Origin of the sequence: Puerhibacterium puerhi (assembly GCF_009846865.1) — a bacterium.
GTDB lineage: Bacteria > Actinomycetota > Actinomycetes > Actinomycetales > Cellulomonadaceae > Puerhibacterium > Puerhibacterium puerhi.
In genome coordinates this window covers 76,361-90,104 of record NZ_WUWN01000011.1, presented here as the reverse complement: position 1 = coordinate 90,104, position 13,744 = coordinate 76,361, and the positions used below count along the sequence as shown (strand labels likewise).

Sequence of the window (13,744 nt, the reverse complement as noted above, 5' to 3'; positions counted from 1 at the left end):
TCGGCTACACGCTCATGACCGAGCAGAGCGCTCCCCGCGACCTGGTGCGGTACGCGCAGGCCGCGGAGGACGTCGGCTTCGACCTCCTGGTCTCGAGCGACCACTACAGCCCGTGGATCACCGAGCAGGGCCACGCCCCGAACGCGTGGGTGACGCTGGGCGCTGTCGCCCAGGCGACCTCGCGCGCCGAGCTCATGACGTACGTGACGTGCCCGACCATGCGCTACCACCCCGCCGTCGTGGCGCAGCAGGCGGCCACGCTGCAGCTGCTCTCCGAGGGCCGGTTCACCCTGGGCCTCGGCGCCGGGGAGAACCTCAACGAGCACGTGGTCGGCGAGGGCTGGCCGAGCGTCGCCGTGCGCCACGAGATGCTCGCCGAGGCCATCGAGATCATCCGCGAGCTGCACACCGGCGAGCTCGTCACCTGGGAGGGCGAGTACTTCCGCGTCGACTCCGCGCGGATCTGGGACGCCCCCGACGACGGCGTGCCGCTCGGCGTGGCGGTCTCGGGGGCGCGCTCGATCGAGCGGTTCGCGCCGCTGGGCGACCACCTCGTCACGACCGTGCCGGACCCCGACATCGTCAGGCAGTGGTCGCAGAAGCACGACGGGCCCTCGCGCGTGATCGGCCAGCTGCCGGTGTGCTGGGACCCGGACAAGGACGCCGCGGTGCAGCGGGCGCACGAGCAGTTCCGCTGGTTCGCCGGCGGCTGGCACGTCAACGCCGACCTGCCGACGCCCGCGGGCTTCCACGCGGCCACCCAGTTCGTGCGCCCCGAGGACGTCGCGGAGTCCATCGCGTGCGGCCCGGACCTCGACGAGCTGGCCGAGAGCGCCCGGCCGTTCCTCGAGGCCGGGTTCACCGACCTGGCGATCGTGCAGGTCGGGGACGAGGGGCAGGAGCGGTTCCTCGCCGTGGCCGCCGGCCCGCGGCGGGAGGGGCGGCGCGCGCTCTGAGGCGCCGCCGGCACGGGACGCCGCGGGGCCCGGACCGTCCGGTCCGGGCCCCGCGGCGTCCCGTGCCGGCCGTCGGCGGGTCAGTGCCCCGCGTCGTGCCAGGTCGCGCCCGTGCCGACGGAGACGTCGAGCGGCACGTCGAGGGCGAACGCGGAGCCCATCTGCGTGCGCAGCACGTCCTCGGCCTCGTCCCGCTCCCCCGGCGCCACCTCGACGACGAGCTCGTCGTGCACCTGCAGCAGCAGGCGCGAGCGCAGGCCGCGGCGCTCCAGCTCGGCCTGCACGCGCAGCATGGCGAGCTTGATGATGTCCGCCGCGCTGCCCTGGATCGGGGCGTTGAGCGCCATCCGCTCGGCCATCTGGCGGCGCTGGCGGTTGTCGCTGGTGAGGTCGGGCAGGTAGCGACGGCGCCCGAGGATGGTGGCGGTGAAGCCGGTGGCCCGCGCCTCCTCCACGACGCCGTCGAGGTACTCGCGCACCCCGCCGAAGCGCGTGAAGTAGTCGTCCATGAGCGTCTGCGCCTCGCTCGTGGCGATGCTCAGCTGCTGCGACAGGCCGAACGCGGACAGGCCGTACGCCAGCCCGTAGCTCATCGCCTTGACCTTGGACCGCATCTCGGGCGTCACGTCCGCCGGCGCCACGTCGAACACCCGCGAGCCCACGTACCGGTGCAGGTCCTCGCCGGTGCGGAACGCCTCGATGAGCCCGGCGTCCTGCGACAGGTGCGCCATGATGCGCATCTCGATCTGCGAGTAGTCGGCGGTCAGCAGCGTCTCGTACCCGTCGCCCACCGCGAACGCCCGGCGGATGCGGCGGCCCGCCTCCGTGCGGATCGGGATGTTCTGCAGGTTGGGGTCGGTCGAGGACAGCCGGCCGGTCGCGGCGATCGTCTGCTGGAACGTCGTGTGGATGCGCCCGTCGTCGGCGACCGACTTGAGCAGGCCCTCGACGGTCGAGCGCAGCTTGCTGGCGTCGCGGTGCGCCAGCAGGTGCTCGAGGAACGGGTGGCCCGTCTTGACGAAGAGCTCCGCGAGCGCCGAGGCATCGGTGGTGTAGCCCGTCTTCGTCTTCTTCGTCTTGGGCATGCCGAGCTGGTCGAAGAGCACCTCCTGCAGCTGCTTGGGGCTGCCGAGGTTGACCTCGCGGCCGATGGCGGCGTAGGCCTCGTCGGCGGCGGTGGCCACCAGGTCGGCGAAGTGGTCCTCGAGCTCGCGCAGGTAGGCGACGTCCGCGGCGATGCCCGTGGCCTCCATGCGCGCCAGCACGTCCGCGAGCGGCAGCTCGACGTCCGTCAGCAGGTGACGCGCGCCGCGGTCGTCGAGCTGGCCCGCCAGGGCGTCGGCCAGCTCCACGACGGCCGCCGCCCGCGTGGCCTGGCGCGCGTCCTGGCCGCCGTCGTCGTCCAGGTCGAGGTCCAGCGCACCCTGCGCGGCGCCGTCGTCCTCGACGCGCAGCTCGCGGCCGAGGTGGCGGGCCACGAGGTCTCCGAGGTCGTAGCCCCGCTGGTCGGGGTAGCAGAGGTAGGCGGCCAGCTCCGTGTCGAACACCACCCCGGCCAGCCGCAGCCCGCGCGCGGCCAGGGCGTGCCAGGCGGTCTTGGCCCCGTGCAGCACCTTGGGGGCGTCCGCGTCGGCGAGCCAGTCGCCGAGCGCCTTCTCGTCGGCAGGGTCCATCCCGGCGAGGTCGTAGGCCACCGCGTGCCCGCGCCCGTCGGCGAGCGCCACCCCCCAGGCGTCCCCGGCGGTGGGCGTGCCCCGGCCGGAGACGTCGAGGCCGACGGTGACGCCCGCCCGCTCCGCGAGCCAGCCGGCCAGCCCGCCGGCCGGCGGCGTCGCGAGCTCGAGGTCGAACCCGGTGTCGGCGCCGGGCGCCGCCGCCGCCTCGTCCGCCGCGGGGTCCACGGCCAGCAGGCGGTCGCGCAGCGCGCCGAACTGCAGGGTGTCGGACACGCGGTGCACGGCCTCGCGGTCGAAGCCGTGCAGCGCCAGGTCGTCCGGGCCGAACGGCAGCTCGACGTCGCGCAGCAGCGCGTTGAGCTCGCGGTTGAGCCGCACCTGGTCGACCGCCGCGCGCAGGTTCTCCCCCGCCTTGCCCTTGAGCTCGCCGACGTGCTCCAGCAGGGCGTCCAGCCCGCCGTACTGGGTGATCCACTTCGCCGCGGTCTTCGGCCCCACCCCCGGCACGCCGGGCAGGTTGTCGCTCGTCTCGCCCACCAGCGCGGCGACGTCGGGGTAGCGCTCGGGCGGCACGCCGTACTTCTCCTGCACCGCCTCCGGCGTCATGCGCGTCATCTCCGACACGCCCCGGACCGGGTACAGCAGCGTCACGTCGGCGTCGACGAGCTGCAGCGAGTCGCGGTCGCCGGAGCAGACGAGGACCTCCATGCCGACGGCGGAGGCCTGCCCGGCCAGCGTCGCGATGATGTCGTCCGCCTCGAAGCCCTCGCGCTCGAGGGTCGGCACGCGCAGCGCCTCGAGCACCTCCTTGATCAGCGGCACCTGGCCGCGGAAGGCCTGCGGGGTCTCGTTGCGCGTCCCCTTGTACTCGCTGTACCGCTCGGTGCGGAACGAGCGGCGCGACACGTCGAACGCCACCGCCAGGTGGGTGGGCTGCTCGTCGCCCAGGAGCTTGGTGAGCATCGACGTGAAGCCGTACACGGCGTTCGTGATCTGGCCCGACGTGGTCGCCATGGTGTCTGGCAGCGCGAAGAACGCGCGGTAGGCCATGGAGTGCCCGTCGATGAGCAGCAGGCGGGGACGCGCCGGCGCGTCGCCGCCGGCACGGGATGGCGCGGTGGTGGTCACGGGTGCCAACCTATCCCGCATGACCGACACTCCCCCTGCCACCCCCGACCCCGCGGCCGGCCGTCCCGGCGACGGCGGCGCGCGGTCCCTGCCGGACTGGCGTGCCGCGGCCCGGGGCACGCTGATCGAGCGCATGGGGATCACCATCGAGACGCTCAGCGCCGAGCACGTGGTGGGCACGATGCCGGTGGCGGGCAACACCCAGCCGGCCGGACTGCTGCACGGCGGCGCCTCCGCCGCGCTCGCCGAGACGCTCGGGTCGTTCGCCGCGCAGGCGCACGCCGGCCCGGGGCGCACCGCCGTGGGGATCGAGCTGAACGCCACCCACCACCGCGGCGTGCGCGAGGGGGTCGTGCGCGGCGAGGCCCGCGCGGTGCACCTGGGCCGCTCGACCGCGTCCTACGAGATCGTGGTCACCGACGAGGCGGGACGTCGCGTCTGCACGTCGCGCCTGACCTGCATGGTCATCGGCTGACGGCCAGACGCCGGCGGGCGTCGCCCGGGGTCGGGACGGGGTCAGGACGCCGAGGGCGTCGCGTCGCCGCCGCGCACCTGCCGGGCCCGGTGCCGCTCCTGGAAGTCGCGCAGGTCCACCGGGCCGCTGGGCAGCCCGGCCTCCCGGGCGCGCCGGCGCCGGGCGATGACGTCCTCGATGGTGGCGCGCGTCGCCTCCCGGCGGCCGCGGACGCGCAGCTCGCGGCGGGGGCGCGGGGCGCCGTCGGACGTCAGGCGCCGCTGCAGGGTCGCGGTCGCCACCACGCGGTGGCCCGCGGCGGGCGCGAACCCGAGCCGGGCGAGGAAGCGCTGCATGCCGCGGTCGCCGGCGGGCGGGGTGCCGTAGACGTGCGCCGCCCCGGCCTCCTCGGCCAGCGCCGCGGCCCGCGCGAGGAGGGTGTGCCCGACGCCGCGGCGGCGGCTGCGCGGGTGCACGTAGAGCGTGTCCACCAGCAGCGCCGGCTCGTCGGCGAAGAGGTGCGGGCCGACGGTGCGCGCCAGCAGGAACCCGACGGTGCGGCCCTCGGTCTCGGCCACGAGGATCGTGCCGCCCGCGGCGAGGTAGACCGACAGGTGCGTCAGCAAGACGTCGGTGTTCGCCCCGTCGACGGGCATCCCGTACGGGGCGTCGGTCCGTGCGACGGCAGTGAGCTCCGCGACGACCGCCAGGTCCTCGGCACCGGCGGTCCGGACGTCGACCCCTGCGCTCATCACCACCTCCAGAATCAGGACGCCACCACCGCGACGCCCCGGACCGGGACACCGCGTGGCGACGATAGCGGCGTGCCCGGCCCCGTACAACGACGGGGACCGGGCACCCAGGGTGAAATGGCTGACAGGTGTGTCAGCTGCCGACCTGCTCGATCACCGCGTCGGCGACCTCGCGCATGGTGAGGCGGCGGTCCATCGAGGTCTTCTGGATCCAGCGGAACGCCTCGGGCTCGGACAGCCCCATCTTCGTCTGCAGCAGGCCCTTCGCGCGGTCGACACGCTTGCGGGTCTCGAAGCGCTCCTGGAGGTCGGCGACCTCCGCCTCGAGCGCACCGATCTGCTGGTACCGCGAGATGGCGATCTCGACGGCCGGCAGCAGGTCGGCCGGGGTGAAGGGCTTGACGACGTAGGCCATCGCACCGGCGTCGCGGGCCCGCTCGACGAGCTCCGCCTGCGAGAAGGCGGTCAGGAGCACCACCGGGGCGGCGTGCGCCTTGCCGATCCTCTCGGCGGCGGAGATGCCGTCGAGCTCGGGCATCTTGACGTCCATGACGACGACGTCGGGCTTGAGCTCCGTGGCGAGCCGCACGGCCGTCTCGCCGTCACCCGCCTCACCGACGACGTCGAACCCGGCCTCGCGGAGGGTCTCGACGACGTCCATGCGGATGAGGGCCTCGTCCTCCGCGACGACGGCGCGGCGCGCCGGCCGGGCGGAGGCGGACGGCTCGGGGGCAGGCTCCTGCTCGACCATCGGCGGCAGGTCCAGCGGCAGCTTTGCGGCGGGCTTCTCGGTCACGAACCACATCCTAGTCCCGCGCTCCCCCGCTCCCGCGCTGCGGGCCACCGTGCGGGACGTGCGGTTTCCCACGCCGGGCACGGTCCCGTGCCGACGGGGCGGGCGCGCGACGGGGACACCGACGGGGCTGCGGACGGGGCTGCGGGGGCGGTGCGCGGGGCGGTGCGGGCGCGTGCGGGCGGGGCGCCCCGCATGTGGTTCGATGGTCCACGCACGCCCCGGTAGCCCAACTGGCAGAGGCATCCGACTCAAAATCGGAGTGTTGCGGGTTCGAGTCCCGCCCGGGGTACCGGCCGCTCCCGGCCACCACCGCGCCGCGGAGACGACACGACGGCGGGCGTCAGGCGTCGTTCGCGCTGCCGACCTTGTGCACGAGGATCGAGTTGGTCGTGCCGGGCACGCCCACCGGGGCGCCGGACACGATGACCACGCGGTCGCCCGGCTCGGCCAGGCCGTTGGCCTGCAGGGTGGAGTCCACCTGGGAGACCATCTGGTCCACCGAGTCGACCTTGGGCACCTGGTAGGCCTGCGTGCCCCAGCTCAGCGCGAGCTGCGCGCGCACGTCGGGCTCCGGGGTGAAGGCCAGCAGCGGGATCTGCGAGCGCAGGCGCGACATGCGGCGGGCCGAGTCGCCGGACTGCGTGAAGGTCACGAAGTACTTCGCGCCGAGGTCGGCGCCGATGCCCGCCGCGGCGTGGGTGATGACGCCGCCGCGGGTGTGCGGGCGGCTGCCCAGCGGCGCGATGCGGTCGGCGCCGAGCTCCTCGGTGGCCGAGATGATCTTCGCCATCGTCTGCACGGTGACGATCGGGTAGTCGCCCACGCTGGTCTCGCCCGAGAGCATGACCGCGTCCGCGCCGTCGAGGACGGCGTTGGCGCAGTCGGAGGCCTCGGCGCGGGTCGGCGTGGGGTTGTTCGTCATCGACTCGAGAACCTGGGTGGCGACGATGACCGGCTTGGCGTTGCGGCGCGCCAGCTCGACGATGCGCTTCTGGACCAGCGGCACCTGCTCGAGCGGCATCTCGACGGCCAGGTCGCCGCGGGCCACCATGAACGCGTCGAACGCGGCGACGACCTCCTCGAGGTTCTCCACCGCCTGCGGCTTCTCGATCTTGGCGATGACCGGGACGACCCGGCCCTCCTCCTCCATGATCGCGCGCACGTCGTCGTAGTCCTTGGCGTTGCGGACGAACGACAGCGCGATGAAGTCGGCGCCCAGGCGCAGGCCCCAGCGCAGGTCCTCGGTGTCCTTCTCGGACAGCGCCGGCACGGAGACGGCCACGCCCGGCAGGTTGAGGCCCTTGTTGTTCGACACGGGGCCGGCCACCTCGACCACGGTGGTCACGCGCGGGCCCTCGACGGCGGTGACGCGCACGCGCACCTTGCCGTCGTCGATCAGGATCGGGTCCCCGACGCGGGCGTCGCCCGGCAGGCCCTGGTGCGTCGTCGAGACGAGCTCCTTGGTGCCCACGACGTCCTCGGTCGTGATGGTGAAGACGTCGCCCTCGTCGAGCCAGTACTTCTCGTCCTTCTCGAACTTGCCGAGGCGGATCTTCGGACCCTGGAGGTCCACCAGCACAGCCACGTTGCGGCCCGCGGCCTTCGCGGCCTCGCGCACGCCGTGGTACACCGCCTCGTGCTCCTCGACGGAACCGTGGCTGCGGTTGATCCGGGCCACGTCCATGCCCGCGTCGACGAGCTTGCGGAGGTTCTCCGGGCTCGCCGTCGCCGGGCCGATGGTGCAAACGATCTTCGCTCTGCGCATGTCTCCAGCCTCGTCGTCGATCGGCCCCGGTCGCACCCCGGGGCCTGCCGGCCACCCGAGGTGGCCGCTGTCGTGCGCGCCGTCCGGGACGGCGCCCAGGTCATCTTCCCCCCGGCGGGCGCCTGCCGCCTAACCTGCGACGACGCCCGCCGGTGTGCTCATGCTCTCAGCGCCACCGTCCGCGGCCCGACGGGGGCGGGCAGCTCCGTCGAGCCCTGGAGGTAGGCGTCGACGGCGGCCGCGCAGGCGCGGCCCTCCGCGATCGCCCACACGATGAGCGACTGGCCGCGTCCGGCGTCACCGGCGACGAACACGCCGGGCAGGGACGTGGCGTAGTCGTCGTCGCGGCGCACCAGGCCCCGGCTCGTGAGCTCGGTGCCCGTCTGCTCGACGAGCGCGCCCGTCTCGGGGCCGGTGAAGCCCATGGCGATCAGCACGAGGTCCGCGGGGATCTCGCGCTCCGTGCCCGCCTTGGGCACGCGGCGCCCGTCGGCGAGGTACTCGGTCTCGGCGACCTTCAGCGCGCGCACGCGCCCGGCGTCGTCGCCCACGAACTCGACGGTCGAGGCCAGGTACGCGCGCTCGCCGCCCTCCTCGTGGGAGGAGGAGACCTCGAACAGGATCGGGTCGGTGGGCCAGGGCTGGTCGGCCGTGCGCTCGAGCGGCGGCTTCTTGCCGATGGCCAGCGTGGTCACGCTCGCGGCGCCCTGGCGCAGCGAGGTGCCCAGGCAGTCGGAGCCGGTGTCGCCGCCGCCGATGATGACGACGTGCTTGCCCTCGGCCGACGGCGCGCCCTCGACCGGCTGCCCCGCCGCCGCCTTGTTGGCGGGGGTCAGGAAGTCCATGGCGAAGTGGATCCCGTCCAGCTCGCGGCCCGGCAGCGCCAGGTCGCGCGGCACCGTCGCGCCGGTGGCCACGACCACCGCGTCGAACCGGCGGCGCAGCGCGTCCCAGGTGATGTCCCTGCCGATCTCGACGCCCGGGCGGAACCGGGTGCCCTCGGCCTCCATCTGCGCCAGGCGGCGGTCGATGTGGTGCTTCTCCATCTTGAAGTCCGGGATGCCGTAGCGCAGCAGGCCGCCGATGGCGTCGTCGCGCTCGTACACCACGACCGTGTGCCCGGCGCGCGTCAGCTGCTGGGCGGCGGCCAGGCCCGCGGGGCCCGAGCCGACGACGGCGATCGTCGTGCCCGTCAGGCGCTGCGGCACCTGCGGCGTCACCAGGCCGCGGGCGAACGCCTCGTCGATGATCGAGACCTCGACGTTCTTGATCGTCACCGCCGGCTGGTTGATGCCCAGTACGCACGCCGACTCGCACGGCGCGGGGCACACGCGCCCCGTGAACTCCGGGAAGTTGTTCGTCGCGTGCAGCCGCTCGATGGCGTCGGCCCACTGGCCGCGCCAGACCAGGTCGTTCCACTCCGGGATGAGGTTGCCCAGCGGGCAGCCCTGGTGGCAGAACGGGATGCCGCAGTCCATGCAGCGCCCCGCCTGCTCCTTGAGGAACGGCTGGCCCTCCTCCAGGTGGGCGTGCACGTCCTTCCAGTCCCGCAGGCGCACCTCGACGGGTCGGCTCGGCGGCAGCTCCCGCTCGCGTACCTTCAGGAAACCCCGCGGGTCAGCCACGAGCCACCTCCATGATCCGGTCCCACACGTTCTCGTCCCAGGCGTCGTCGCCCACCATGCCCTGGCCCTCGGCGGCGGCCTCGGCCAGCGCGTCGCGCACGCGTGCCCAGCCCGTCGGCAGCACCCGGGAGAACCGGGCGCGCGCCGCGTCGGGGTCGGCCAGCAGCTCGGCGGCCGCGTTCGACCCGGTCTCCTCGGCGTGCCGGCGCAGGAGCGTCGCGACGACGTCCCAGTCGGCGTCGTCGAGCGCCCCGACCGCCAGCTCGCCGGAGGCCACCGCCGCGGAGTTCATCGCCTGCGGGCGCAGGTCCAGCACGTAGGCGGTGCCGCCGGACATGCCGGCGCCGAGGTTGCGCCCGGTCGGGCCGAGCACCAGCACGGTGCCGCCCGTCATGTACTCGCACGCGTGGTCGCCCACGCCCTCGACGACGAGCGTCGCGCCGGAGTTGCGCACGGCGAACCGCTCGCCGACCCGGCCGCGCAGGAAGATCTCGCCCGACGTGGCGCCGTAGCCGATGACGTTGCCGGCGATGACGTTCGCCGCGCCCTCGAGCACCGCCGCGCGGTCCGGCCGCACGACGATCCGGCCGCCGGACAGGCCCTTGCCGACGTAGTCGTTCGCGTCGCCGAACAGGCGCAGCGTGATGCCCCGCGGCACGAACGCGCCGAAGGACTGGCCCGCCGAGCCGGTGAGCGTCACGTCGATCGTCCCGTCGGGCAGGCCGGCGCCGCGGTAGCGCCGCGTCACCTCGTGGCCGAGCATCGTGCCGACCGTGCGGTTGACGTTGCGCACCGGCAGCTCGATGCGCACCGGGGTGCCCTCCTCGAGCGCCGGGCGGGCCAGCTCGAGCAGCTGGTTGTCCAGCGCCTTGGCGAGGCCGTGGTCCTGGTCCTTGACCTTGCGCAGCGCGGAGCCCGGCAGCGGCTGCGGCCGCTCGAGCACCGGCCCGAGGTCGAGCCCCTGGGCCTTCCAGTGGTCGACGGCCTTGCGGGTGTCGAGCACCTGCACCTGGCCGACGGCCTCGTCGAGGGAGCGGAAGCCGAGCGAGGCGAGGTGCTCGCGCACCTCCTGGGCGATGAACTCGAAGAAGTTCACGACGAACTCGGGCTTTCCCGTGAACCGCTTGCGCAGCTCGGGGTTCTGCGTGGCCACGCCGACCGGGCAGGTGTCCAGGTGGCACACGCGCATCATGATGCAGCCCGAGACCACCATCGGTGCCGTGGCGAAGCCGAACTCCTCGGCGCCGAGCAGCGCGGCCACGACGACGTCGCGCCCGGTCTTCATCTGCCCGTCGACCTGCACCGTGATGCGGTCGCGCAGGTCGTTGAGCACGAGCGTCTGCTGGGTCTCGGCGAGGCCGATCTCCCACGGCGTGCCGGCGTGCTTGAGGCTCGTCAGCGGGGACGCGCCGGTGCCGCCGTCGTGCCCGGAGATGAGCACCACGTCCGCGTGCGCCTTGGAGACGCCGGCCGCGACCGTGCCCACGCCGAACTCGGAGACGAGCTTGACGTGGATGCGCGCGGTCGGGTTGGCGTTCTTCAGGTCGTGGATCAGCTGCGCCAGGTCCTCGATCGAGTAGATGTCGTGGTGCGGCGGGGGCGAGATGAGCCCCACGCCGGGCGTGGAGTGGCGCACCTCGGCCACCCACGGGTACACCTTCGACGGCGGCAGCTGGCCGCCCTCGCCGGGCTTGGCGCCCTGGGCGAGCTTGATCTGGATGTCGTCGGCCTGCGTCAGGTACTCGCTCGTGACGCCGAACCGGCCCGAGGCGACCTGCTTGACCTTCGAGCGTCGCTCCGGGTCGTACAGGCGCTCGGGGTGCTCGCCGCCCTCGCCGGTGTTCGAGCGGCCGCCGAGGCGGTTCATCGCGATCGCGAGCGTCTCGTGGGCCTCGGCGGAGATGGACCCGTAGGACATCGCGCCGGTGTTGAACCGCTTGACGATCTCGCTGACCGGCTCGACCTCCTCGACGGGGATCGGCTCGCGCTCGGGGTTGAACCGCAGCAGGCCGCGCAGGGTCATCAGGCGGCGCGACTGCTCGTCCACCCGGCGGGTGTACTGCCGGAAGATGTCCATCCGGCCCGAGCGGGTCGAGTGCTGCAGGCGGAACACCGTCTCGGGGTCGAACAGGTGCTCCTCGCCGTCGCGGCGCCACTGGTACTCGCCGCCGGAGGTGAGCCGCTGGTGCGGGCGGTGGTTGCCCGAGCGCGGGTAGGCCTCGGCGTGGCGCGCGGCCACCTCGGCGGCGATGACGTCGAGCCCGACGCCGCCAAGCCGGCTGGTGGTGCCGGTGAAGTAGTCGTCGACGAGCTCCTGGGACAGGCCGACGGCCTCGAAGATCTGCGCCCCGCGGTAGGACATGATCGTCGAGATGCCCATCTTGCTCATCACCTTGAGCACGCCCTTGCCGAGCGCCTTGATGAGGTGGGCGACGGCGGTGGCGGGGTCGACGGTGAGGTAGCCGCGGCGCGCGAGGTCCTCGACGGTCTCCATCGCGAGGTACGGGTTGACCGCCGCCGCGCCGTAACCGATGAGCAGCGCGACGTGGTGCACCTCGCGCACGTCGCCGGCCTCGACGACGAGCGAGATCTTCGTGCGGGTGTGCTGGCGCAGCAGGTGGTGGTGCACCGCCGAGGTCAGCAGCAGCGACGGGATCGGCGCGAGCTCGGAGTTCGAGTCGCGGTCCGACAGCACGATGTGCGTGGCACCGGCGGCGATCTCGGCGTCGACCTCGGCGAAGATCTCCTCGAGCCGCCGCTGCAGGGCGGCGCCGCCGCCGCCCACGTCGTACAGGCCGCGGACCTGCACGGCGCGGAAGACGCCCTCGAGCCGCTCGTCACGGTCGATGCGCACGATCTTGGCCAGCTGGTCGTTGTCGAGCACCGGGAACGGCAGCACGAGCTTGCGCGCGTGCTCCGGGGTGTCGCTCAGCAGGTTCGGCTCCGGGCCGATGGCGCCGCCGAGCGAGGTGACGAGCTCCTCGCGGATGGCGTCCAGCGGCGGGTTCGTCACCTGTGCGAACATCTGGGTGAAGTAGTCGAACAGCAGCCGCGGGCGCTTGGACAGCACGGCGATCGGCGTGTCCGAGCCCATCGCGCCGAGGGGCTCGGCGCCCGAGTTCGCCATGGGGCTGAGGATGACCTTCAGCTCCTCGTCCGTGTAGCCGAACGCGCGCTGGCGCCGCTGGACGGACGCGGGGCTGTGCGCCACGTGCTCGCGCTCGGGCAGGGACTCCAGCGAGATCTGCTGCTCGGCGACCCACTGCGCGTACGGGCGCTGGGCGGCGAGCTGGCCCTTGATCTCGTCGTCCTCCACGATCCGGCCCGCGCCGGTGTCCACCAGGAACATCCGGCCCGGCTCCAGCCGGCCCTTGCGCACCACGGTGGCCGGGTCGATGTCGAGCACGCCCGACTCGGAGGCCAGCACGACCAGGCCGTCCTCGGTCACCCAGTAGCGCCCCGGGCGCAGGCCGTTGCGGTCGAGCACCGCGCCGATGAGCGTGCCGTCGGTGAAGGTGAGGCACGCGGGGCCGTCCCACGGCTCGATGAGGTTGGCGTGGTAGGCGTAGAACGCTCGGCGGGCGGCGTCCATCTCGGCGTGGTTCTCCCACGCCTCGGGCACCATCATCAGCACGGCGTGCGGCAGCGAGCGGCCGCCGAGGTGCAGCAGCTCGAGCACCTCGTCGAAGCTCGCCGAGTCGCTGGCGCCCTCGGTGCACACCGGCATCAGCGGCGCCAGGTCGCCCAGCTCCTCGCTCGCCAGCGTGCCCTCGCGCGCCGACATCCAGTTGCGGTTGCCGCGCACCGTGTTGATCTCACCGTTGTGGGCGATGAGCCGGAACGGCTGCGCCAGCGGCCAGGACGGGAACGTGTTGGTGGAGAACCGCGAGTGCACCAGCGCGATCTCGGAGGCGTACCGCGGGTCCGACAGGTCCGCGAAGAACGGCTCGAGCTGCGCCGTGGTGAGCATGCCCTTGTACGTGATGGTGCGCGCGGACAGCGACGCGAAGTACAGGCCCAGCTCGTTCAGGGCGCGCTTGCGCACGCGGTAGGCGCGGCGGTCGAGCTCCAGGCCCGACAGCTCGCGGGCCGGGTCGGCCAGGACGAGCTGGCGGAACAGCGGCATGGAGGCGCGCGCCGTCGGGCCGACCAGGTCGGCCGTGACCGGCACGTCGCGCCACGCCAGCACGTCGAGCTTCTCCTCGGCCGCGATCTCGTCGACGCGGCGCGCGACGGCGTCCGCCTCGTCGACGTCCTGCGGCAGGAACGCCATGCCGATGGCGTAGTGCCCGGCCGGCGGCAGGTCGACGCCCACGACGTCCCGGACGAACGCGTCCGGGATCTGGGTCAGGATCCCGGCACCGTCGCCCGAGCTCTCCTCGGCGCCCACGGCCCCACGGTGGTCCAGGTTCAGCAGCGCGGTCAGGCCCGCGTCGACGATGTCCCGTCCGGGCGTCCCGCGGAGCGTCGCCACGAAGGCGACACCGCACGCGTCGTGCTCGGCGGCAGGGTCGTAGAGGCCCTGCGCGCCGGGCACGGCGCCACGAAGCTGCGGCGTGGTCATCAACACCGTCCTCACGTGCGCCCGGTCC

8 protein-coding genes and 1 tRNA gene are annotated in these 13,744 nt (G+C 73.6%); 3 read left to right on the top strand and 6 right to left on the bottom strand.

What is annotated here, in order from left to right; genetic code table 11:
• The first annotated feature begins 14 nt into the window (after positions 1–14).
• Positions 15–956: a TIGR03557 family F420-dependent LLM class oxidoreductase gene (locus tag GSF02_RS08475; protein ID WP_159794737.1), complete on the top strand. Its 942-nt coding sequence runs from the start codon at positions 15–17 to the stop codon at positions 954–956.
• A gap of 80 nt (positions 957–1,036) precedes the next feature.
• On the opposite strand, the gene polA is transcribed toward GSF02_RS08475, so the two are convergent.
• Positions 1,037–3,781: a DNA polymerase I gene (polA, locus tag GSF02_RS08470; protein ID WP_159794687.1), complete on the bottom strand. Its 2,745-nt coding sequence runs from the start codon at positions 3,779–3,781 to the stop codon at positions 1,037–1,039.
• Between polA and GSF02_RS18850 the strand changes: the two genes are divergently transcribed.
• A complete protein-coding gene (locus GSF02_RS18850) occupies positions 3,780–4,235 on the top strand; it encodes a hotdog fold thioesterase (RefSeq protein ID WP_159794684.1) in 456 nt (151 codons plus the stop codon). The two genes, polA and GSF02_RS18850, sit on opposite strands and share 2 nt — an antisense overlap.
• Before the next feature lie 41 nt (positions 4,236–4,276).
• On the opposite strand, the gene GSF02_RS08460 is transcribed toward GSF02_RS18850, so the two are convergent.
• Complete coding sequence (locus GSF02_RS08460; protein WP_159794682.1) at positions 4,277–4,966, bottom strand: GNAT family N-acetyltransferase; 690 nt, start codon at positions 4,964–4,966, stop codon at positions 4,277–4,279.
• Positions 4,967–5,099: 133 nt separating this feature from the next.
• Positions 5,100–5,717, bottom strand: a complete 618-nt coding sequence (locus GSF02_RS08455; RefSeq protein WP_235915459.1) for an ANTAR domain-containing response regulator — start codon at positions 5,715–5,717, stop codon at positions 5,100–5,102.
• A 260-nt stretch (positions 5,718–5,977) separates the two neighbouring features.
• Here GSF02_RS08455 and GSF02_RS08450 point away from each other — a divergent pair.
• Positions 5,978–6,051 (top strand) — tRNA-Leu (locus GSF02_RS08450).
• Between the two features lie 51 nt (positions 6,052–6,102).
• Here GSF02_RS08450 and pyk read toward each other — a convergent pair.
• The 3 genes from pyk to gltB form a co-directional block, all read right to left on the bottom strand.
• Positions 6,103–7,527, bottom strand: coding sequence for a pyruvate kinase (gene pyk, locus GSF02_RS08445; protein WP_159794680.1), 1,425 nt, complete (start codon positions 7,525–7,527; stop codon positions 6,103–6,105).
• Between the two features lie 158 nt (positions 7,528–7,685).
• Positions 7,686–9,152 carry a glutamate synthase subunit beta gene (locus tag GSF02_RS08440; protein ID WP_159794678.1) on the bottom strand — a complete coding sequence of 489 codons (1,467 nt, stop codon included), beginning with the start codon at positions 9,150–9,152 and terminating at the stop codon, positions 7,686–7,688.
• Positions 9,145–13,716 (bottom strand): glutamate synthase large subunit, encoded by a 4,572-nt coding sequence (gene gltB / locus GSF02_RS08435; RefSeq protein WP_159794676.1) that lies wholly within the window; start codon positions 13,714–13,716, stop codon positions 9,145–9,147. Before gltB ends, GSF02_RS08440 begins: the two co-directional genes overlap by 8 nt.
• Positions 13,717–13,744: the final 28 nt, after the last annotated feature.